The sequence below is a fragment of the Acinetobacter junii CIP 64.5 genome (assembly GCF_000368765.1).
Lineage (GTDB): Bacteria > Pseudomonadota > Gammaproteobacteria > Pseudomonadales > Moraxellaceae > Acinetobacter > Acinetobacter junii.
Map to the genome: position 1 here is coordinate 519,080 of NZ_KB849655.1, position 22,449 is coordinate 541,528.

The window sequence follows — 22,449 nt, forward strand, 5'->3', positions numbered from 1 at the left end:
ATACATCTTTTTAAGTCTGGTATTTTCGGCTTCTAGCTCTTTCAGTCGAGCCATTAATGATGTATCCATACCACCATATTTGGCACGCCATTTATAAAAGGTAGCATTACTCATGCCGTGTTCACGGCAAAGGGTCGCTACAGGTGTGCCAGATTCTGCCTGTTTCAAGATGGACATGATCTAACTGTCAGTAAATTTAGATGTTTTCATGCAGAATCTCCTGTTCGTATCTTAAGAGAAAATTCTACTTTTAGATCCTATTTTTTTTAGGGGGGATTACCAAAATTAGCACTACGAGACGCTCATCCTAAAGCCCATGGTTGTATGAAAGCAGAATTCAAAGTTTTACCAAATTTAGTCGAAAAATTTGCACATGGCATTTTCATACCTAGTAAAAATTATGATGCTTGGATCCGTTTTTCAAATGCATCTAGCGATGCTTCAAAAGCAGACTATGAAAAAGATGCTCGTGGCATGGCGATTAAAATTTTAGGCGTTACAGGCAATAAAATTCTAGAAAATGAAAAAAATGCCACGACTCAAGATTTTATTATGATTAATCATCCTGTTTTCTTTGCAGATAATGCAAGTCGATATCTTAAATTTGTGGATGCAACCAGCAGTGATAGTATCTTAAAAAAACTAAAACTCCCTTTTACACTTGGTTTTAAAGGTACAAAAAATGCTTTTAGTGCCGCGAACTCAAAAATAACTAATCCAATAAATAGTCGTTATTGGTCGATGGTTCCCTATCAACTTGGATCAGGAGCTGATAGAAAAGCAGTAAAATACTCGGTTAAACCATGCACACAGACTTCCGAGTTTATAACTAAACAAACAAACCCTGATTATTTAAGAACAGCGCTTAGAAGCACCTTACAGGAAAAAAATGTTTGTATGGAATTTATGGTTCAACCAAGAACGTCATCTAACATGTCTGTCGAAGATTCAATGACCGAGTGGAAAGAGTCAATCGCCCCATTTTATACTGTTGCAATCATAAACATTCCTAAACAAGAGTTTGACACCCCAGAACAAAATCAGTTCTGTGAGAATCTTTCATTTACACCTTGGCATTCCTTGCCTGAACACAAACCTTTAGGCGCTATCAATCGTATGCGTAAAATCATTTACGAAAATATAAGTACTGTTCGCCATCAGATGAACGTTACCCAAAGAATTGAGCCGTGAATAACATCTCAATTCTAGATACATTAATCTAATGTAAAATAATAACTTAAGAATATAGTGAATATGCTTTTCTAGAAGTAAAGATTTCTCTAAAACAAATAAATCTAAAATATGCTAGGCTGGTGAGTTTTTTAAACGAAACAGACTGCTATGAAAACCAACAAACATTATGAGGCAGGAAAGTTTCAGTGGGCTTTTTTACTGCCCAAATACTGGGGTATTTGGATTGCAATATCCCTACTTATGATTGGTGCAATTTTACCTTGGTTTATTCAGCACAGAGTTGCAAATTGTTTAGCAAAATTTGCATGGAAATATCTTCATTCAAGAAGAAAAACTACACTTAAAAACTTAATGATATGTTTTCCCGAAAAAGATGCTGAATCATTATACAAAGATGGTCAAGAGGTCTTTTTCAATACCATGCTTGGAGTATTTGAAGCATTAAATGCATGGTATTGCCCTAAATGGTATGAAAATAGAATTCATATCCATGGTATCGAACACATTAACTCAGCAAAAGGACATGGAATATTACTATTAGGAAGTCATACCACGCTACTGGATGCTGGAGGATTTATCAGTAGTCGCTTCTTTGATCTAGATGTAGTTTATCGCCCTCAAAACAATCCTGTACTTGATATGATGATTACAAGATGCAGAGCATCTAGCTATAAACATCAAATCTCAAAAGATGATATGAAAGGGTTAATTAGCAGTCTAAAAGCTGGGCGAGCTATCTGGTATAGTCCCGATCAAGATTTTGGACTGAAACAAGGTGTGATGGCCCCCTTTTTCGGTGTACAGGCAGCAACATTAACCGCACATAGACGTCTAATAAAAATTGCAAATGCTGTAGCGATTCCTTTATTTTTCTATCGAACTGGAGATATTAAAAATCCTCAGTATCATATTTTATTAGAGAAGCAGCTTGAGAATTTTCCTACAAATGATGAAATTAATGATGCGACTCGTGTAAATTTAATATTAGAAAATCAAATTCGTACTCAACCAACACAATATATGTGGTTCCATCGCCGCTTTAAAACACGATTAGTAGGTCAAGATAAGATATATTAATTATAGATAAAATCATGTTAAAACCTCAATAAAGGTTAAAAATACTTCAGATAGCATTATTTATTGAAGATTTATTTGACCTTATCAATTATACCGCGTATAACGTCAACTCACTGGTGCGGGGTGGAGCAGTCTGGTAGCTCGTCGGGCTCATAACCCGAAGGTCGTTGGTTCAAATCCAACCCCCGCATCCAATTATTTAAGTTTTTTTAGAAAAATATTCTGTATTAATCTTATGTAATTCATAACATTAATATTGGTTCATTTTTTAATCTAAAAATAAAGATTGCTAATTCACATATAAAGCGTATAGTGAATATACACGATAAGAAAATATATTTTTGTCTCATTAAAATTCTCATTTTGCATGAATACTTCCCGCTTATTTGATATTTTAGTTTCAAGTTTATTATTTTAAAATCAGTCTTTTATAAATTTATTCTCATCAAGAGAAAGGATATTATTATTATGTCAAATGGTATGAATGGTACAGTTAAATGGTTTAACGAAACTAAAGGTTTTGGTTTTATTCAGTCAGATAATGGTCAAGATGTTTTCGCTCACTACAGCGAAATTGCAAACAACGGATTTAAAACACTTTTTGAAGGTCAACGCGTTAAATTTGACGTAATGCAAGGTAAAAAAGGTTTACAAGCAAGTAATATTTCTGTTCTTGCATTGAACTCTTAACTCCATTTGCTAATTTAGTTAATTCCAGTCAAAAATATCAAAACTTATAGCTGAAAATACCATAAACTTTTCATCTTACGGTCTTAGAATATTACTAAATTTGCTCAGTAAGCCTACTTATAGAAGTGGGCTTATTTCTTATTAGATAAACCATTAAATAGAATATAAAATTAAAATCTCTCGAATAAAATTTTCATAGAATTTAAATATTGCATTTACATTACAAAGCTTAATTTTTATGTTAGGATAAGATCGAATCTAAGATCATCTTATAAATATGTGCAATATTAGTATATTAGAAGAATTAAACCAATCTATTGAGTACTATTTAAATAGAAATGGACAATATCCAAGTCGAATTATTTTAGGTTATAAAACCTATACTGAACTTATGCATCAAAAGAAATTTTCAGACGAATTAAAACATTCTGCTATAGAACCTAATAAGCGTAAGTACAGAAAAATTAAAATTAAGCTAACTCAAGATGATCACCAGTTAGAGTTACGATAGCTCTATTCGTTATTAGAAAGTCCCCCTTAACGTATTTACTGTTTCAATCTTAATTTATTGAATAGAATTCCAATAATTATTTTAGAAATAGTTCTTTTTCAGCATGTCGACGTCTCACCAATCCACGCATCACATTCCCTCCAGCCTTATTCCAAACCCCAAATTGTTCGGCTGCTGCTGAATATTCACCCATATTTAGATACTTTAATAATGTTGATGTTCTAAATGCATTTTCACCAATGTTATAAGTCAATGATACAAGGGCATCGAACTGATTTTGCTTTAATGAAACATTAACAAGCTGATTTACTGTACGCTGAAACCTTAATAAATCATGTTGAAAATAAGCTTTTGCTTCACTTTCAGTGCAGGTTTCACCTCTTTTAACTATCACTCCATTTGGATAAATCGTTGTTCCATATCCAATAGTCCAAGTGCCTGCTCCATCATCATAAGATTTTAATCTCAGATCTTCAAACTCCATGATGAAGCGCATTCCAGCATGGCTTATTTGCATAGGCACTATGGCTTCAACTTCAGTTTCATCATATGCAGTTGCTATATTAGAGTTCGATGTCTCTGATCTAGAACTCACTTGGTATTGATTGATCATTTGTTTTAGCCACTTCTTAAAGCTTTTCACCAAGTTTTTCTCGAATCTAAATTAAGTGAGTTCAGCATATTCATGCTGTGATTACGAGTTTGTTATGGTAACAACCTTACATATCACTGAATCAACAGATCAGAATTATTTGCTATTCCTTGAAAAATATTCAATTTGCCGAAATCATGAAGTTGTGGTTGTTAAGGATATATATTTTCACAATAAGTCATATTAAACTGCTGTGATTCTTTTGAACGATGAATGACTGCTATGAAAAAAATTATTGGAAAATCAATCTTTAAGGCAGCAGGCTGGACATATCAAGTTGATCCCGCAATTTTGGAACAAAAACAAGTGATTATTGGATTTGAACATACATCAAATCTAGATACTATTCTTTCACTCGCTTTGTTTGAAATTTTACAACTCAAAGTTCATACATTGATTAAAAAGGAACTCTTCAAAGGTCCTCTTAAACCTATTTTAGAAAAGCTAGGTGGCATTCCTGTTGATCGTAAAGCAAATAAAGACATAGTGACGCAAATGGTCGACTTATTTAAGCGTAATGAGCGCTTTAATTTAGTCATAGCTCCAGAGGCAACACGCGCAAAAAATGGTGAAGATCGCAAACCAATTCGTACAGGATTTTGGCATATTGCTAAAGCAGCCAACGTACCTATTATTTTGATGTATGCCAATGCACGTACAAAACAAGGTGGTATTTTAGGAAAAATTTATCCTACAGATTTACAAAAAGATTTGGAACAAATCAAAGCTCTTTATGCTGAATACGATATTGACGTAAAGATTAACTAATTTTTGCATTCTTTCTGATCAATCTTTAATACATGATCAGGAATTTAAATTTTGAATGCTTAATGCAGTGGTTTTCAACAAAACTATCGCTATGCTAATATTCACGCACTTTTTTGAGTTTTAATTTTTTGGAGTTACTTCCATGGCGGGTCATTCTAAATGGGCCAATATTAAGCATCGTAAAGCTAAACAAGATGCAAGTCGCGGTAAAGTTTTTACTAAATACATCCGTGAAATCGTAACAGCTTCACGTTTAGGCGGGCCAGATGCAGCGAGTAACCCTCGTTTACGTGCCGTTGTTGAAAAAGCACTTTCTGTGAATATGACACGTGACACCATCAACCGTGCGATCCAACGTGGTGCTGGTGGCGAAGATAATGATGATTTAAAAGAAGTAACCTATGAAGGTTATGGTGTTGGTGGTGTTGCAGTTATCGTTGAAACCATGACTGATAACTTAAACCGTACTGTTCCAGATGTTCGTCATTGCTTTAGTAAAACCAATGGCAACTTGGGTACCAACGGTTCAGTAGCGTACCTATTCACTAAGCGCGGCGAAATTTCTTTTGATGATGTTTCATTAGAAGACAAAGTGATGGAAGTTGCCTTAGAAGCTGGTGCTGATGACATCGAGATCGATGAAGACAGTATCTTAGTTATCACTAGTCCAGAAAGTTTTGGTGATGTTCAAGATGCGCTTACAGCAGCAGGATTAAAATCTGACAATGCCGAAGTGGTCATGAGCCCATCGACTAAAGCTGAAATCAACGATATCGATCAAGCTAAACAGATCATGAAAATGATTGATATGCTTGAAGATCTTGATGATGTTCAAAACGTTTATACAAACGTGGAATTTACAGAAGAAGTTTTAGCTCAACTCGATGCTTAACTGATTCAAATGAGTAAAAAATGCATCTTTTTAGATGCATTTTTTATAGCTTATTTAAAAGCTTATAACAGTTGAAAACATTATATTCTTTGATCACAAAACTCGAATGAAGTGCGACTACACTGTCGATCTTACCAATACGGCGTAATAAAATTTCACTGTAGTCATCCATATTTCTCGCTACCAGTTCTAAAATAAAATCTGCACTCTGCCCTGTTACCAGAAATGCATTGGTCACTTCTGGAATATCTTCAATCTCTTCTAAAAACTTATCAAAAGTTTCACTGTCATGCTTACTAAGCGACACTTGCAAAAGAATGTGCAGACTAAAACCAAGCTTATTAAAGTTAATTTCTCGTTTAAGTTGCCCCATTACTTGGGATTCAATTAAATTTTTAATACGGCGATGCACTGAACTTACAGATAGATTAATACGCTCTGACAATTCATTCAGATTTACGTCTTCATGAGTCAAAATTTCAAGAATTTGCTTATCAAATCGATCTAATTCCATAGTACAGTCCATATGATTTCTAACTTATTTTATCGGAACTGCTTAAAACAAATTTTTAAGGGTCAAGGGAAAACATACGTTTAACTTTTGACAATGTTGTATGGATAACACGAACATTATTCCGATAAACTTTTGGTTTATCTTTGTCTCAAAGCCGAAACAAGACCTTTTGAGTAAATGTTCGACTCATCTCCCAATAGTCAAACAACTCGTTTCGATCCCCATCACACCCTGAAACATAAGATAACAAAGCCTTCTTACAATTATTTCCCTCTTTTAACTTTTTTTAAAGTAAATTTGGAAAATATTTCTAATATTTTTAGCTCAAAACGAATTTTCTTTTAATAATTAATTTTATTCACCGATAATTTTTTACTTTATTGACTATTTTGCTCTTTTCTTTCTCATAAAAAAGCCCCGATTATTTTCAATCAGGGCTTTATTCACCAACAAATCTTATAAACCCCGCCAATCAACCCGTGCATTACGTTCAGTCGCATAAATACGCTGTGCATATTGTCCAAGCGGTAAATCTAATAAATAGTCATGATATTCCTTCAATTCACCCGTGAATTGTTCAATATCATCATTTTCCAATTCCCACGGCGTACCTTTAATCACGAGTAAAGGCGCAAGAATTGAACAAACTGCTATATCTGCTAAACCTAGACGATCGCCAACCAAATAACGCCCTTGATTATCAATCAAGCGTTGATTGAGGTCGGTAATCAGCTCAGTCATTCTCACTTTAGATTTTGCGACTTTCTGAGGATTTAACTTATAGTTTGAAGAAACTAAACTCTTTAAAATTGGTTTAGAAATTTTTTCAAACTGGCGTAAATAGCCTTGCTCACCCATCATAATTTCGAGTGGATGATCGCCAACAGATAACGCTTGCGCCAATGACCAACGTCGGACATGCACACCCAGCTCACCCGATAATTTATCAATTTCTAAAGCTTGCTCACGTAACTGTTCATCACGTCTCAATAATGCATGTTCGGGATAAGTCGCATCAAGATAGAGGGCGATCTTGGTTGAATCTGCAACCCAGCGTTTGTCATCTTTCAACATTGGCAAAAAATATTGCCCTGATTTGAGATAGGTAAACGCTCGGTGAAAACCAGGAATTAAATTATGTGCAACATAGTCCAATTCCTTATGATCTAACAACCAGCGAGCTTTTTCACAATAGTGAGATAAAGGAAATTGGTATAAAACCCGCATAGACACTCCAAATTTATTTTTCTATTCGATCAAACATAAAGTTTTCCCTACTTTAGAAGTAAAAGTGAATGATTACAATGTCGTTTTTGCTCTATCTTTTTTAATTTTGGCTAAAGCTTGCTATACATTTTTTAGATGAAGTTATTCTATTTAGTCATAAAAAACTATTTTTGTAGCTTTAGGTTTACACCAAAAGTGATAAATAATTGTTTTCACTAAAATTTAAATATCATTTTTTATTTCATTTTTCTCATAAAAAATGCTTAACAATTATTGTGATATACAAGCCAAAACTGATGGTTTAGTGGAAAAGTAAAACTTTTGTAAATTTCCTCTTATCTATTAGAGGTGTCTACATGTCCAGTAATCAATCAGTGATCCAAGCTCCAGTACAACTGATTTTAAATGATCAGCAGGCCATTAATGCTGCCTATCAAGTTGCTGACTTTGCATTAGAAGAACGAAATAAACGAGACCAAAATCGTATTTTGCCAACGGAACAAATCAATCAGTTTAGTCAAAAGGGTTTAGGCGGTATCCGTATTCCAAAACAATATGGTGGTGCTTTTGTCTCCAATAAAACTTTGGCCCATGTGTTTCGTATTTTAAGTAAAGCAGACGCCAATGTTGGGCAAATTCCACAAAACCAATTCGGTCTTTTAAATTTTATTAATATCACGGGTTCAGATGCACAAAAACAGTTTATCTACACTGAAATTCTTGCAGGTAAACGCATTGCAAATGGTGGACCTGAAAAAAATTCCAAAGATACCAAATCCATTCAAACCACGTTAACGTTGGAAAATGGGCAATACTTTTTAAATGGAGAAAAGTTTTACTCGACTGGAACCAGCTTTGCAGACTGGATAGCGATTCGTGCCTTACACCCAGATGGTTATACCGTATTGGCGATCGTTGATCGACATGCTGTTGGTGTTGAAGTGATTAATGACTGGAATGGCTTTGGTCAACGCACTACAGCCAGCGGAACGGTAAAACTACGTAATGTTGTCGTTGATCCTGCACTATTTTTTAATGAGCGCATTATTGCTGATACTCCAAATGTTCGCGGTGCCTATTCTCAACTTCTACAAGTTGCCATTGATGTTGGCATCGCCGAAGCAGCTTTTGATGACACTTTAACCAGCATTCGTAAAGCACGCCCCATTATTGATGCAGGTGTAGAAAAAGCCAGTGAAGAACATTACACCTTACAAGAAGTTGGTAAACTCAATATCCTGCTCGATGCAGCCATTTTATTACTAGATGAGGCAGCAGAATTTCTAGATGAACTTGATCAACTTACTGAGATTTCTACCGAACAAGCCGCACGCGCTTCTATTTTAGTAGCAGAAGCAAAGATCTATGCCAATGATGCTGCCCTGCATATCTCAGAAAAATTACTCGAATTTGGTGGTAGTCGTGCCAGCCTAAGCCAACATAATCTTGATCAGCATTGGCGCAATGCTCGCGTACATACCTTACACGATCCTGTGCGTTGGAAATTCCATGTGATTGGTGACTATTACCTGAATGGTACTCACCCTGCCCGCCATGCTTGGATTTAAGGAGTAAATCATCATGACCTCATATCAAGAATTAGAAGGTTTTGCCAAAACCCATATTAAAGCAGCGCGTATTATTCAGAGCGATAGCGAAGCCCTAGAAATTGCAACTCAACTCAGTCAACAGTTTAAACAAAATGCGGTGGAACGCGATGCCAATCGAAACTTGCCGTTTACTGAAATCGAAGCCTATAGTCAGTCAGGTTTATGGGCAATTACGGTACCTAAGCAGTACGGTGGTGCAGAAGTTTCCAGCCTAACTGTAGCTAAAGTGATTGCGCTGTTTAGTGGTGCGGATGGTTCAATCGGTCAGATTCCACAAAACCATTTTTATGCATTGGAGGTATTGCGCAATACTGGTACGGAAGCGCAAAAGAAACACCTCTATCAAGAAGTGTTACAAGGTGCGCGTTTTGGTAATGCACTGGCTGAATTTAAAACACGTACCTCTGCACATAAGCAAACCACATTGATTCCAAGCGAAAACGGTTATCTGATCCAAGGGGAAAAATTCTATTGCACTGGTAGCCTATTCGCCCATCGTATTCCAACCTTAGTGGTGAATGAATCTGGACGCGAATTTTTGGCTTTTGTACAAAGAGACAGTCAAGGATTAGAACTGATTGATGACTGGTCTGGCTTTGGGCAACGGACTACCGGCAGCGGTACAGTCAAATTTCATCAGGTCTTTGTTGCCAAAGAGGATGTGATTCCTTTTGATACCGCCTTTAAGCAGCTATCTTTGGTAGGACCATTTGCTCAAATCATGCATGCCGCGATTGAAGTCGGGATTGCTCGTGCTGCTTTTGAAGAAACCCTAGAACGTGTACGTGTTGCCCGCCCTTGGATTGATGCCAATATTGATTCCGCCACTCAAGACCCCCTAACCCTATTTGAGCTGGGTCGTGTGGCAACCGATGTCAAAGCCAGCGAACTTTTACTAAAACAAGCAGCTCGCTCTGTAGATATTGCCAAACAAGATTTGAATGCGGAGACCTTAGCCAAAGCCTCAATTGATGTGGCAAAAGTACGTGCGCATAGTACTGAAACTGCATTAAAGGCATCATCGAAACTGATTGAATTAGCAGGTAGTCGCGGCAGTCAACGTGCTGATGGTCTTGATCGTCATTGGCGTAATGCACGTGTACACACCTTGCATGATGCTGCACGCTGGAAATATTACTTCATCGGTAATTATGTGTTGAATGGCATTCTGCCTCCACGTCGGGGGACTTTGTAATGAGCCAAACGACTGCTAAAAAAATCTTGTTAAATGCCTTTGATATGAACTGTGTCGGTCATATCAATCATGGCTTATGGACGCATCCGCGTGATCAATCACATCGCTTTAATGAACTGAGTTATTGGACTGAATTGGCACAAACTTTAGAACAAGGTTTGTTTGATGGTTTATTTTTAGCTGATATTACAGGTATTTATGATGTCTATCAGAATGGCATCGATCTCACTCTGAAAGAATCGATTCAGTTACCAAGTCATGACCCTTCCACCCTGATTTCAGCAATGGCTTTGGTCACGCAGAATTTGGGTTTTGGCGTCACGGTCAATCTCAGCTATGAACAGCCTTATCAATTTGCACGGCGATTTGCCAGTCTTGATCATTTAACCCAAGGTCGTTTGGGCTGGAATATTGTTACTGGCTATTTGGATAGTGCCGAACGGCTTATTGGGCAAAAAGGTTTAAAAGATCATGATGCGCGTTATGATCAAGCCGAGGAGTTTTTACAGCTTTGCTATCAATATTGGGAAGGTTCTTGGGAAAATGATGCCTTAAAAAAAGATAAGCAACAGCGCGTTTTTACTGATCCCAATAAAGTCCACTCGATCAATCATCAAGGTCAATATTACCAAAGCCAAGGGGTATTTCAAGTTGCACCTTCGGTTCAACGTACCCCAACACTTTTCCAAGCTGGTGCTTCACCAAAAGGACTAAAGTTTGCTACGCGCCATGCCGAATGTATTTTTATTGGTGGTGATCAGCCAGAAAAGATTCGTCAACAGGTCAATAAAATACGATTACAAGCACAACAACAAGGTCGTGATGAAAATGCGATTAAAGTCTTTGTCGGTATGACCGTTGTCGTCGCGGAAACACATGAACTCGCCCAGCAAAAACTGGCTGAATATCGTCAATATGCCAGCCCTGAAGCGGGTTTAGCGCATTATGCCAGTTCAGTCGGGATTGATCTTGCCAAGTTTGCAGATGATGAAGCGATTCCATATCAAAAGAGCAATAGCATTGCTTCCGTCAATGAGAAGTTTAAAGAACAGCGCATCAGCAAAAATGACTTAAAAGCCCAACATGTTTTGGGTGGACGTTATCCCCTGATTGTAGGGAGTGGCGCTGAAGTTGCTGAATACCTGATTGAACTACTCGATCAAACTGGCATTGATGGTTTTAACCTGACCCGTACAGTTGCACCTGAATCACACCATGATTTCATTCGACTGGTAATTCCTGAGTTACAGCAACGTGGACGCTATAAAACTGAATATGCTACAGGCTCATTACGCAATAAGCTATTTGCCCAAGGCGATCATTTAGCTACAAGCCATCCTGCTGATCAGTTCCGATGTAGAACACATAACAACGCAGATGAACTAAAAATAATTGAAGAAATTAGCGCTTAACATTTAAGAAAAGAATTGGAGAAATATATGGCTCAAACAGCCTCTAAAAAATGGTTGGGTATTGGCCTTGTCGTTGTTGTCGCAATTATTGCCTTATTGATTTGGAATAAACAAAGACAGCACCATAGCACTGAACTGGTGATTGGGATTAGTCCCTCTTTTGCCCATCCATTGCAAGTTGCAGCGGATGAAGCCAAACAGCAAGGTTTGAATGTCAAATTGGTCGAGTTTTCCGACTGGAATACCCCAAACATCACTTTGAATCATGGCGATATTGATGCGAACTTTTTCCAGCATCAACCTTTTTTGGATAATGCCATTAAAGAAACTGGCTTTAAATTAAAGTCATTTGCTGCTGGTGCGGCTTCACATGTTGGACTGTATTCAAAAAAATATAAAAGTTTTGATGAACTTCCGAATGGTGCAACTGTTGCGATTCCGAATGATCCTGTCAATCAAGGGCGTGCTTTATTGCTATTGCAACAAGCCAAGTTGATTGAGCTGAAAGACAGCAATAATCACCTTTCTGCACTGAAGGACATTACAGCGAATCCGAAGAACCTGAAATTTACCGAAGTTGAAGGCCCTCAAACTGCACGTGCCATTGATGATGTTGATCTCGCTTTTGGCTATCCACATTATTTACGTTTAGCCAAAACGGCTGATCCTGAAATTGCCTTGTTGTTTGATGACAATACCAATAAACGTTATGCGATTTTATTTGTGGTGCGTGATGATTATCAGGACAAAGACAACAAACTACAGAAATTTGTCGAGATTTATCAAAACTCAGCAAAAGTTAAAGCAGCCTTGGATAGCGATTTCGGTCCAACGTTGTGGTTCCCAGGTTGGAAATAAGGAGAACAATCATGGTGAGTTTTGGTTCACAGGTCGATTTTTCAGTCCAGCATCTGAAAATACGTGGTTTAAATAAGTTTTATAATGTACAGGGCCAACGCTTACATACCTTAAAAGACATTCATCTCGATATTCCCAAAGGACAGATTGTTGGGATTATTGGAAAAAGCGGTGCGGGTAAATCCTCCCTACTCCGTACCTTAAACGGCTTAGAGTCGATTGATACAGGCAGTATTTTGATTCATCAACAAAATATCGCGGAATTGAGCCATGCCGAGTTGATCAAAACTCGGCAGAAAATTGGCATGATTTTTCAGCATTTTAATTTAATGTCTGCCAAAACGGTGTGGGAAAACGTAGCCTTACCGCTGCGTATTGCAGGTTATGACAAGGCTGAGATTGAACAACGGGTCAGCGATGTACTGACGCTGGTGGGATTAGAAGCGAAGCGACATGATTACCCTGCTCAACTGTCTGGTGGACAGAAACAACGTGTTGGTATCGCACGTGCTTTGGTTTCTCAGCCTGAAATCCTGCTCTGTGATGAAGCCACCTCAGCACTGGACCCTGAAAGTACCGCCAACATTCTGTCCTTATTAAAACAGATCAATCGAGACCTCGGTTTAACCATTGTCTTGATCACCCATGAAATGCAAGTTATCCAAGAGATTTGCGATCAAGTGATCGTAATTGATCAGGGTGAAATTGTTGAAGCCGGGCAAGTCTGGTCGGTATTTTCCAATCCACAACAACAGATCACGCAGGAATTACTCAACTTTGAACAGGTGAATTTACCCTTTGAGTTGAGCCAAACCATTCTGCCTCAGAGTACGCATCAGATTTTAAAATTGAAATATGTCAGTGAGTCGAAATCGGTGCCTGATTTATATGAACTATTGGATGGCTTTAATAGCCCCGTTCAGGTGTATTACAGTCAGATAGATACCATTCAGCAACGTACCATTGGCTCATTGATCATCGGGATTCGCAATCTCAACTTTGATCTCAACCACTCACAATCTGAAAAACATCCTGCTATAACACAACTTGAGGTGATCGGTTATGTACAATCAACTCATTGATCTATTACTGACAGGCACTACCGATACTTTAATCATGGTGGGTGTCTCTGCAATTCTTGCTTTTCTGATTGGGCTACCCATTGCCTTAATTTTGGTGAGTACTGCTGATTTTGGGATTTACCCTTCCAAGAAAATCAATCAATCCTTAGGCTGGATCATTAACATCACTCGATCAGTCCCCTTCCTGATTTTAATGGTGGCATTGATTCCATTTACCCGCTGGATCGTTGGCACCAGTTATGGTGTTTTAGCCGCGATTGTACCCTTAACCATTGCGGCTATTCCGTTCTTTGCCCGCATTGCAGAGGTCAGTCTACGTGAAGTAGATCAAGGGTTGATTGAAGCAGCACAAGCAATGGGCTGTAACCGCAAGCAGATTCTTTGGCATGTATTGCTTCCTGAAGCTTTGCCGGGAATTGTTGCAGGTTTTACCGTGACTATTGTCACCATGATCAGCTCTTCTGCCATTGCAGGTGCGATTGGTGCAGGTGGGCTCGGTGATATTGCCTATCGTTATGGCTATCAGCGTTTTGATATGCAAGTCATGCTGGCGGTGATTTTGGTCCTAATTGTTTTGGTCATGTTGGTACAAACGACAGGTGATAATATTGCCAAACAACTCGATAAACGAAAAGTTTGATCCTGAATTATGAATCCTCACTAGCCATGACCTGACTTTGTCATGGCTTTCATGTAAAATCAGCAACAATTTTTAAATAACACATTTGTGAGTGGTTTCATGGGTTTTAATTGCGGTATTGTTGGTCTGCCAAACGTAGGTAAATCTACATTATTTAATGCATTAACAAAGGCAGCGATTGCTGCTGAAAACTTTCCTTTCTGTACCATTGAACCAAATACAGGCATTGTTCCTGTTCCAGATCCACGTTTAGACAAACTTACAGCAATTGTTAAACCACAACGTGTTATTCCAACTACGATGGAATTCGTTGATATCGCAGGTTTGGTTGCTGGTGCTTCAAAAGGTGAAGGTCTGGGTAACCAATTCCTTGCAAACATCCGTGAAACTGATGCAATCGCACACGTAGTACGTTGTTTTGAAGATGAAAACGTGATTCACGTAAATGGTAAAATTGACCCATTAGATGACATCGCAACCATCAATACTGAACTTGCACTTGCTGACCTTGATACTGTTGCAAAAGCATTACTACGCTTAACTAAAGCAGCTAAAGGTGGCGATAAAGATGCAATTGCCACTAAAGCAGCATTAGAAAAAATCCAACCTTTACTCGATGAAGGTAAACCAGCACGTGCCGCTGACCTATCAGATGATGAGCGTAAAGCTGTTCGTGGTTTTGGTTTAATGACACTTAAACCAACCATGTATATTGCCAACGTTGCAGAAGATGGTTTTGAAAACAACCCACATCTTGACGCAGTTAAAAAACTTGCTGCTGAAGAAAATGCAATCGTTGTACCACTTTGCAATCAGATCGAAGCCGAAATTTCATTACTTGAAGATGAAGACCGTGCTGAATTCTTAGAAGCAATGGGTATGGAAGAGCCAGGTCTAAACGTAGTGATTCGTGCAGGCTATAGCTTACTTGGCTTACAAACATACTTTACTGCAGGCGTACAAGAAGTTCGTGCTTGGACAGTTAAAGTGGGTGCGACTGCGCCACAAGCGGCTGGTGTGATTCACACTGATTTTGAAAAAGGTTTTATTCGTGCAGAATGTATTTCTTACGATGACTTTATTCAATACAACGGTGAAAACGGCGCGAAAGAAGCAGGAAAATGGCGTCTAGAAGGTAAAACTTATGTCGTTCAAGACGGTGATGTCCTTCACTTCCGTTTCAACGTATAAATCAAAGTTTTGATTTCCAAACCGCCAATTTGACCTGATTGGCGGTTTTTTTTATTTTTTATTACCACTTAAATTTAAAAACAACTTATAACAATAACTTTTTCAATTGTTGCGTGACATGCAATCTCGCTTTTTTCTGCTTAAAGATAGTTGGGATATGTAATAAAAAGAAAGAATGTCGAAAATTTTTGTGGTCTCTTAGGTTTTCATTTAGATAATGATACAGATCCAAAGCAGCCTCACGATGAAACGCCCATAAAACTTGCTGTTTATACATCACAGTGTAATAAGCATCATTCGGCCAGTTTAAATGATGCTTTTGTTGACAATTACATGATTCGCAAACGACTCCTCCATGACTTAGTCTGGAATAACGTGCATGCCAAACTGTTGCATCATAGCCTTTAGGTAAGTCTTGAATTTGTTCAATCGGAATTGATAAATTTGGATAATAAAATGCAGCATGCCAATAAGCTCCGCAACTATCCTGAAAGCGCTCATATTCAAAAGCAGCATGTTGTTGGAAATACTCGACATCTTTCTTGAGTGTTATCTTGGCTATTCTGGCAAATTCGAAATTAGCTTTACCGACACAACAACATGGACATTTAATTTCTAATTTTTCAGGTAAGGACCAATATTCATAAATTCCTGTCATTTGCTCTTTAATAATAAATCATCAACCTAAACCGAAAATAAGCTTAGCAATTAGATCAAGCTTTTAGAATCAGTAAATGAAAAAGCCAAGTCGTTATGAGCTTGGCTTTTTAACTTGCAATAGATCAATTAAGACGCTGTTTGCGGTTTCATATCCATTTCTGCACGTTTCATTTGTGCTTCTTTTAAAATACGTTGATGTAATGGCTTACGGAATCCAAGTAGAAAAACGAACTCTGCCAATACAAATAGAGGTCCTATTGCTAAACCAATCAAATCATCAACAAATGCAGGTTTTTTCTTCTCGAAATAATGCCCTACAAATTGAAATACCCAACCTACTACAAAAATACCGATACTCGCTCCTAACCAGCTCCACATCGGTAATACGGCTATTTTTACTGCAAGTGGATATGCTGCGATGAATATAATCAACATTAGAATGCCAAATAACTTATCTAGTGATATATAGTAAATCGCACTCAATACAATCAGTATCGATGCCAAAGTCACTGAAACTCCTGATATTTCTACTCCCACACGCGCAGTTAAGCATAAAATTGAAAAAACAATCAGTGGAATACCCACAAAATGGGTCACAATATTTTTCTGATCCAAATGATATGCAGCATACTGACTGAGTAGACGCTCCAAATTTGTCATTTTTAATTCCTCATATTATTTCTGTATGTTATTAATCTATTACAAATCAGCAAATAAAATTGTCATGTAGCTGACAAATGGATTTATATTTTTAAAAGGAAATAGAGTGTTAGATCCCATTCATATTCACCATTTACAGCAAAATTCGTGGTTTAGTCATCTTGCAGAGCCTTTCAAGCAGTTCATTTTGGATCATGGTAAGAAACTTATAATTGAAAAAAATGCCGCTGTGTTTAATGCTCAAGATCAATTCGATGGTGTGTATGGTGTTCTCGATGGCTCAATTAGTTTGGGTTACATAGACGTTAACGGTAATGAAGCAATTGCTGCTATCGCTGAACCAATCATGTGGTTTGGCGAGATTTCTCTCATAGACAAACAACCACGCTCTCATGATGCTATTGCATTGAAAAAAAGTGTTGTGCTTCAAATCCCAGCTCAACCTCTGAACGAGTTTTTATCTAAAAATCCCTATTATTGGTATTTCTTTGCCCTACTGACCAGTCAAAAACTTCGCTATGTCTTTTTAGAGCAAATTGCAATTCAAACTCAAACGATCAGTCAGCGTCTTGCTCAACGCTTGTTATTTATATTAGAAGGTTACGGTAACCGCTCATCCATTCAAGATTTAAATATTCAAATCTCACAAGATCAACTTGCCAATATGCTGACAGTCTCTAGGCAAACTGTAAATCAAGAATTGAATGCTTTCGAAAAACAAGGAATCATTCAATTAGGCTTTAAAAAAATCATCGTTATAAATTTAGATGGGTTGAGACATTTAGCTGCGGTGAATAATCTGAATGATTAAAAGTAAAATGTTTGTTTGATATCCCAGATTTATTTTTCTAATAATTAGCAATCTAAGAACCTGAAAATAAAAAATTTGAAAAATAGAAGCTACATAAAACCTAAAGCGAAAATCGTATTCTCGCTTTAGGAGCAAATTTGAATTTACTTCGGTGAAGTATTACCTAATGCTGGATTGTCAATTGCATCCTTGCACTGGGCTTTATCGCGCTCATAATCTGATTGCTTCTGACCTGAGTTATTTGCATTGTCTTTAACATCTCTAGCCCAACTATCTAGGCTTGTGAGCGCTTTACGACATAAAGCATATTTCCCTTCCGTCACAGAATCAGTCATTTTGACATTAATACGCCAATCTGTACTCAACTGACGGATAGGCTTTCTCACCTTCTCTTCGATATCAGTAACTTGCTTGTTATATACAAGTACATCTATCTCATTAATTAACTTCCAAGCAGCATTTGCATATGTTGTAGCGTCATTCGTTAATTTTGGAGCTGGTTTGATTTCAACCTTTTTCTCGCTTTCTCTGTTTGAGTTACCACATGCAGCTAAAAAAGGACAAATCATCAGTGCTGCTAAAAGATGAACTCTTGCATTTAACATATCAATTCGCCGATGAAAAATTTGGTCTTTATGCTAGTCAATTTAGTCATAATTCTCAACGGCTGTTGACACATTATCATGCAGCTATGACATTAATCGTTTTAGACTCAATAAAATCATTTAATTTATATAAATAGTTGTCTTTCCATCTTGGATAAAGAAACTTAAAGCCATTATTTGTCTAACAAAAACCTATTATTTTTGTTCCTAGCGAGCTTAATTCAACAAAAAGTTCTGCTATGCTTAAACACAAATTACTCAGGATAGGATTATGCGCATGAGCGTCACTCTTGGAACTCCACTTCAATCTTCTGCATTTAAGGTTTTACTGTTAGGTTCTGGAGAGCTAGGTAAAGAAGTTGTTATATCTTTACAACGTTTAGGTGTCGAAGTTCATGCTGCTGATCGTTACGACGATGCACCTGCTATGCAAGTTGCTCATTATTCATATACTTTGAATATGGCTGATCCTACCGAATTAAAACAACTGATTGAAACAATCAAACCTAATCTAATCGTCCCAGAAATTGAAGCAATTGCGACTGAAGTTCTCGTCGAAATCGAACAGTCTCAAACGGCAACGGTGATCCCATCAGCAAAAGCTGTAAACCTTACGATGAATCGTGAAGGTATTCGCCGTTTAGCTGCTGAAGAACTTGGTTTACCAACTTCTGCATATCGTTTCGCGAGTACTTTGGAAAGCTTCCGTGCTGCATGCGATGATATTGGTTATCCAAACTTTGTAAAACCTGTAATGTCATCTTCTGGCAAAGGTCAATCTCGAGTAAAAAACTTTGATGAAGTTGATGCAGCTTGGGATTATGCAATGCAAGGTGGTCGAGTTAATCAAGGCACGGTGATCATTGAGTCACAAATTGATTTTGATTTCGAAATTACCCTACTTACAGTTCGTGCTAAAAATCCTCAAACTGGTGAGATTGAAACACATTACTGTGATCCAATTGGGCATCGCCAAGACGCTGGTGATTACGTAGAAAGCTGGCAACCTCAAGCAATGACTGCTGCAGCTTTACAAGAAGCAAAACGAATTGCTAATAAAGTTACGACTGCTTTGGGTGGTTGTGGTATTTTCGGTGTAGAGTTATTTATTAAAGGCGATAAAGTTTGGTTTAGTGAGGTATCGCCTCGTCCTCATGATACTGGATTAGTTACCCTCGCTTCTCAGTTCCAAAGTGAATTTGAACTTCATGCACGTGCGATTCTAGGATTACCAGTCAATACTGAACGCCATAGTGTTGCTGCGAGTGCAGTGATTTATGCGGGTGTAGATGCAAAAAATCTTAGCTTTACTGGCTTGAATTTTGCTTTAGCAAACCCGAACACTGACTTGCGTTTGTTTGGTAAGCCTGAAGGTTTCAAACGCCGCCGTATGGGTGTTGCTACGGCACGTGCTGAAAATACAGACTTGGCTCGTGAACTGGCAAAACAAGCCGCAGATCAAGTGAATGTTCAAACCAACCTTTAACCTAAATTGAGTAGACCCATTTTCATGATCAATACATCTCCATTGCTGAACTATGTCACCAGTCATCATGATATTAAAGCTATTAACCAATGGCGAACCGATGTAGAAAAGCAATTACAAGAGAGTTATGAAAATGGGCAATCTATTCGTGAAGTTATTAAAGCTCGATCAAACTCTATTGATGAAGCATTGATTTTTTTATGGAATCATGCAGGTTTAGATCAAACGAATTTAGGTTTGTTCGCTGTAGGTGGATATGGTCGCCGCGAAATGCTGCCATATTCAGATACAGATATTATGATCTTGTCTGAGGATGAGATCAGTGAAGAACATGAAAAGCTTATTTCTTCTTTCATTTCCTCTTTATGGGATGTTGGTAATTTTAAACCAGGTACCAGTGTACGCACGATTCAAAACTGTGTTGATCAAGCATCAAATGATTTAACAGTCGCTACTACCTTGATTGAAGCACGCTTGATCACAGGCAATGAAAACTTAGCAAAATGGCCACGTCGAATTGTCGCACAGACATGGACGGATAAAACCTTCTATGATGCGAAAATGGAAGAGCAAGCTAAGCGTTATGCTCAACACAATAATACTGAAAGCAATCTCGAACCAGATATTAAAAATGCGCCTGGCGGTATCCGTGACATCAATCAAATTGGTTGGATTGCTAAACGCCATTTTCGTGTAAATCGTATTTATGATCTTGTGCATTTAGGCTTTATTACAGAATTTGAACTTGCAGTTTTAGAAGAAGCAGAGAGCTTCTTATGGGAAATTCGTAGCCATTTACATCGTTTAGCTAAACGTGATGAAAACAGACTTTTATTCGATCATCAAAGAGAAATAGCTGCTAAATTCGGCTATGTTCGTGAAGAAGGTCAACCTGCCAACTATGGCGTTGAACAATTCATGAAACGTTACTATCGAACAGCACAGCAAGTTTCAACACTGAACGAAATGCTTTTAGCATATTTTAACGAGTCAGTGATTACCCCTCGATTACCAGACTATGAACGTCAAATCGAAGACATCAATGAACGTTTCAAAATCGTAGATGGCAAACTTGCAGTACAGCACCACAAAGTTTTCTCTGAAGAGCCAAGTGCAATATTAGAGTTATTTTATTTACTCGCCAATCGTCCTGAAATAAAAGGGATTCGTGCGCGTACATTACGACTACTTGTGCTCGCAGCTAAACGAATCGATCAACGCTTCCGCGATAATCCTGATCATCAAGCACTCTTTATGTCGATTATTCGTTCACCCGATTTATATGACACTATGGTCGCGATGAAACGTTATGGCGTATTAGGTAATTACATCCCAGCTTTCGGTCAAATTACTGGGCTGATGCAATATGATCTTTTCCATATTTATACAGTCGATGCTCACACTTTATTACTGCTGCGTAACCTAAGTCGTTTTAAAGAGCCTGAATTTGCGAAAGAGTTTCCTGTAGTGAGTTCAGTGTTCCAACGTATTTCACGTCACGACATCGTTTATCTTGCTGCAATCTTCCATGATATTGCCAAGGGTCGTGGCGGTGATCACAGTGAACTCGGTGCTTTGGATGCCATTGAATTCTGTCGAACACACGGATTTACTGAACGTGAATGTAAACTTGTGGCATGGTTAATCAACAATCACTTACTGATGTCACTCACTGCTCAGAAAAAAGATATTTCTGACCCTGATGAAGTGAAGGAATTCGCTGAAAAAGTTGGTGATATGGAGCATCTTGATTATCTATACACCCTTACGGTTGCAGATATCAATGCGACAAATCCAAAACTGTGGAATACATGGCGCGCTTCATTAATGCGCCAGTTATATACCTATGCACGTGATGTGATTCGTTCAGGTCTAGGTCGACCAGTTGATTATCAAATGCTGATTGAAGATACCAAGTTCGCTGCAAGTGAATTGTTAGTGAATGATTTTTCACTCGCTGAAGTAGAAAAGGTTTGGCAAGAACTTGGCGATGAATACTTTGTAAAAGAATCTGCAAATGAAATCGCTTGGCATACTCAAGCTATATTACAGCACGGCGATAACCCTGCTCCGTTGGTATTGTTACGTGCTCACCGCAATGCTGCACAAGATGCAGTACAAATTTTTATTTATACCCGTGATCAACCAAACCTATTTGCCACAACCGTAGCCGTACTAGATCGTATGAACCTTGATGTTCAAGACGCCCGAATTATTACGGCAAGTACTGCTTTTAGTCTAGACACATATTTAGTCTTAGATCGTTTTGGCACCTTACTGACTGACCCAGAACGGGAACGAAAAGTGAAATTGGCATTGGTTGAAGCACTTAGCCATCCTGACCAATACCCTGGTATCATGCAACGTCGTATACCAAGACATTTGCGCCATTTCGATGTTCAGAACACTGTCGATATCGCACTAAACCCTGCTTTACAACAGCATATGGTTGAAATATCGACACTTGACCAACCCGGTTTACTTGCACGTATTGGCGCTCTCTTCATGCTACAAGGTTTAGATATCCACTCAGCGAGGATTGCTACCCTAGGTGAACGTGCTGAAGATATTTTCTTTGTGACCAAAAAAAATGGTGTGTTGTTAACTGATGAAGAGGTCAAACTCTTTGCTGAGACACTGAAAGCGGCTCTTGATGAAGCATCAAACCAAATTTGTAATCCACCCTCTTAATTTTTATTGTTCGGTAACTGTTT

22 protein-coding genes, 1 tRNA gene and 1 pseudogene are annotated in these 22,449 nt (G+C 38.0%); 17 read left to right on the plus strand and 7 right to left on the minus strand.

The window, feature by feature from the left end:
• The coding region (locus F948_RS08240) for a transposase (RefSeq protein ID WP_004962561.1) at positions 1-177 on the minus strand (177 nt) is incomplete at its 3' end.
• Between the two features lie 111 nt (positions 178-288).
• On the opposite strand from F948_RS08240, the pseudogene F948_RS08245 reads away from it, so the two are divergent.
• The 5 genes and pseudogenes from F948_RS08245 to F948_RS16700 all read left to right on the plus strand — a co-directional run.
• A pseudogene (locus F948_RS08245) lies at positions 289-1,191 on the plus strand (catalase family protein); the annotation flags it as partial.
• A 150-nt stretch (positions 1,192-1,341) separates the two neighbouring features.
• Complete coding sequence (locus F948_RS08250; RefSeq protein ID WP_004962565.1) at positions 1,342-2,271, plus strand: LpxL/LpxP family acyltransferase; 930 nt, start codon at positions 1,342-1,344, stop codon at positions 2,269-2,271.
• A 117-nt stretch (positions 2,272-2,388) separates the two neighbouring features.
• A tRNA-Met gene (locus tag F948_RS08255) sits at positions 2,389-2,465 on the plus strand.
• Positions 2,466-2,739: 274 nt separating this feature from the next.
• Positions 2,740-2,961: a cold-shock protein gene (locus F948_RS08260; RefSeq protein ID WP_004911781.1), complete on the plus strand. Its 222-nt coding sequence runs from the start codon at positions 2,740-2,742 to the stop codon at positions 2,959-2,961.
• 277 nt (positions 2,962-3,238) lie between these two features.
• The gene (locus F948_RS16700; RefSeq protein WP_004962567.1) at positions 3,239-3,472 is read left to right on the plus strand and encodes a hypothetical protein; all 234 of its coding nucleotides are present in this window, start codon (positions 3,239-3,241) and stop codon (positions 3,470-3,472) included.
• A 76-nt stretch (positions 3,473-3,548) separates the two neighbouring features.
• Here F948_RS16700 and F948_RS08270 read toward each other — a convergent pair whose 3' ends face one another.
• Positions 3,549-4,115: a lysozyme gene (locus F948_RS08270; RefSeq protein ID WP_004962571.1), complete on the minus strand. Its 567-nt coding sequence runs from the start codon at positions 4,113-4,115 to the stop codon at positions 3,549-3,551.
• A gap of 222 nt (positions 4,116-4,337) precedes the next feature.
• Between F948_RS08270 and F948_RS08275 the strand changes: the two genes are divergently transcribed.
• Positions 4,338-4,892, plus strand: coding sequence for a 1-acyl-sn-glycerol-3-phosphate acyltransferase (locus tag F948_RS08275; RefSeq protein WP_004962575.1), 555 nt, complete (start codon positions 4,338-4,340; stop codon positions 4,890-4,892).
• A gap of 142 nt (positions 4,893-5,034) precedes the next feature.
• A complete protein-coding gene (locus F948_RS08280) occupies positions 5,035-5,784 on the plus strand; it encodes a YebC/PmpR family DNA-binding transcriptional regulator (protein ID WP_004954784.1) in 750 nt (249 codons plus the stop codon).
• Between the two features lie 43 nt (positions 5,785-5,827).
• Here F948_RS08280 and F948_RS08285 read toward each other — a convergent pair whose 3' ends face one another.
• Entirely contained in the window at positions 5,828-6,298 is a 471-nt protein-coding gene (locus F948_RS08285) for an Lrp/AsnC family transcriptional regulator (RefSeq protein ID WP_004911804.1), read from the minus strand.
• A 456-nt stretch (positions 6,299-6,754) separates the two neighbouring features.
• Complete coding sequence (locus F948_RS08290) at positions 6,755-7,525, minus strand: glutathione S-transferase family protein (RefSeq protein WP_004962578.1); 771 nt, start codon at positions 7,523-7,525, stop codon at positions 6,755-6,757.
• A 356-nt stretch (positions 7,526-7,881) separates the two neighbouring features.
• On the opposite strand from F948_RS08290, the gene F948_RS08295 reads away from it, so the two are divergent.
• From F948_RS08295 to ychF, 7 genes are all read left to right on the plus strand, one after another.
• A complete protein-coding gene (locus tag F948_RS08295) occupies positions 7,882-9,093 on the plus strand; it encodes an SfnB family sulfur acquisition oxidoreductase (protein ID WP_004962581.1) in 1,212 nt (403 codons plus the stop codon).
• A 13-nt stretch (positions 9,094-9,106) separates the two neighbouring features.
• Positions 9,107-10,330 carry an SfnB family sulfur acquisition oxidoreductase gene (locus F948_RS08300; RefSeq protein WP_004962585.1) on the plus strand — a complete coding sequence of 408 codons (1,224 nt, stop codon included), beginning with the start codon at positions 9,107-9,109 and terminating at the stop codon, positions 10,328-10,330.
• The gene (locus F948_RS08305) at positions 10,330-11,742 is read left to right on the plus strand and encodes an LLM class flavin-dependent oxidoreductase (protein WP_004962589.1); all 1,413 of its coding nucleotides are present in this window, start codon (positions 10,330-10,332) and stop codon (positions 11,740-11,742) included. The genes F948_RS08300 and F948_RS08305 overlap by 1 nt, the downstream gene beginning before the upstream one ends.
• Positions 11,743-11,769: 27 nt before the next feature.
• A complete protein-coding gene (locus tag F948_RS08310; protein ID WP_004962591.1) occupies positions 11,770-12,600 on the plus strand; it encodes a MetQ/NlpA family ABC transporter substrate-binding protein in 831 nt (276 codons plus the stop codon).
• An 11-nt stretch (positions 12,601-12,611) separates the two neighbouring features.
• A complete protein-coding gene (locus F948_RS08315) occupies positions 12,612-13,682 on the plus strand; it encodes a methionine ABC transporter ATP-binding protein (RefSeq protein WP_004962593.1) in 1,071 nt (356 codons plus the stop codon).
• Positions 13,663-14,322 carry a methionine ABC transporter permease gene (locus F948_RS08320; protein WP_004962596.1) on the plus strand — a complete coding sequence of 220 codons (660 nt, stop codon included), beginning with the start codon at positions 13,663-13,665 and terminating at the stop codon, positions 14,320-14,322. The genes F948_RS08315 and F948_RS08320 overlap by 20 nt, the downstream gene beginning before the upstream one ends.
• Positions 14,323-14,421: 99 nt before the next feature.
• Complete coding sequence (gene ychF, locus F948_RS08325) at positions 14,422-15,513, plus strand: redox-regulated ATPase YchF (RefSeq protein WP_004911821.1); 1,092 nt, start codon at positions 14,422-14,424, stop codon at positions 15,511-15,513.
• 85 nt (positions 15,514-15,598) lie between these two features.
• Here ychF and F948_RS08330 read toward each other — a convergent pair whose 3' ends face one another.
• Positions 15,599-16,171, minus strand: a complete 573-nt coding sequence (locus F948_RS08330; protein WP_004962601.1) for a hypothetical protein — start codon at positions 16,169-16,171, stop codon at positions 15,599-15,601.
• A gap of 128 nt (positions 16,172-16,299) precedes the next feature.
• On the minus strand, positions 16,300-16,833 hold the full coding sequence (locus F948_RS08335; RefSeq protein WP_004962603.1) for an Mpo1 family 2-hydroxy fatty acid dioxygenase: 534 nt from the start codon (positions 16,831-16,833) through the stop codon (positions 16,300-16,302).
• Between the two features lie 106 nt (positions 16,834-16,939).
• On the opposite strand from F948_RS08335, the gene F948_RS08340 reads away from it, so the two are divergent.
• Complete coding sequence (locus F948_RS08340) at positions 16,940-17,644, plus strand: Crp/Fnr family transcriptional regulator (protein ID WP_004962611.1); 705 nt, start codon at positions 16,940-16,942, stop codon at positions 17,642-17,644.
• A gap of 143 nt (positions 17,645-17,787) precedes the next feature.
• Here F948_RS08340 and F948_RS08345 read toward each other — a convergent pair whose 3' ends face one another.
• Positions 17,788-18,249 carry a hypothetical protein gene (locus F948_RS08345; protein ID WP_004962614.1) on the minus strand — a complete coding sequence of 154 codons (462 nt, stop codon included), beginning with the start codon at positions 18,247-18,249 and terminating at the stop codon, positions 17,788-17,790.
• 268 nt (positions 18,250-18,517) lie between these two features.
• Between F948_RS08345 and purT the strand changes: the two genes are divergently transcribed.
• Together purT and glnD are read left to right on the plus strand one after the other, a co-directional pair.
• A complete protein-coding gene (gene purT / locus F948_RS08350) occupies positions 18,518-19,735 on the plus strand; it encodes a formate-dependent phosphoribosylglycinamide formyltransferase (RefSeq protein ID WP_171057541.1) in 1,218 nt (405 codons plus the stop codon).
• 24 nt (positions 19,736-19,759) lie between these two features.
• On the plus strand, positions 19,760-22,426 hold the full coding sequence (glnD, locus tag F948_RS08355) for a [protein-PII] uridylyltransferase (RefSeq protein ID WP_004954822.1): 2,667 nt from the start codon (positions 19,760-19,762) through the stop codon (positions 22,424-22,426).
• The last annotated feature ends 23 nt before the right edge of the window (positions 22,427-22,449 follow it).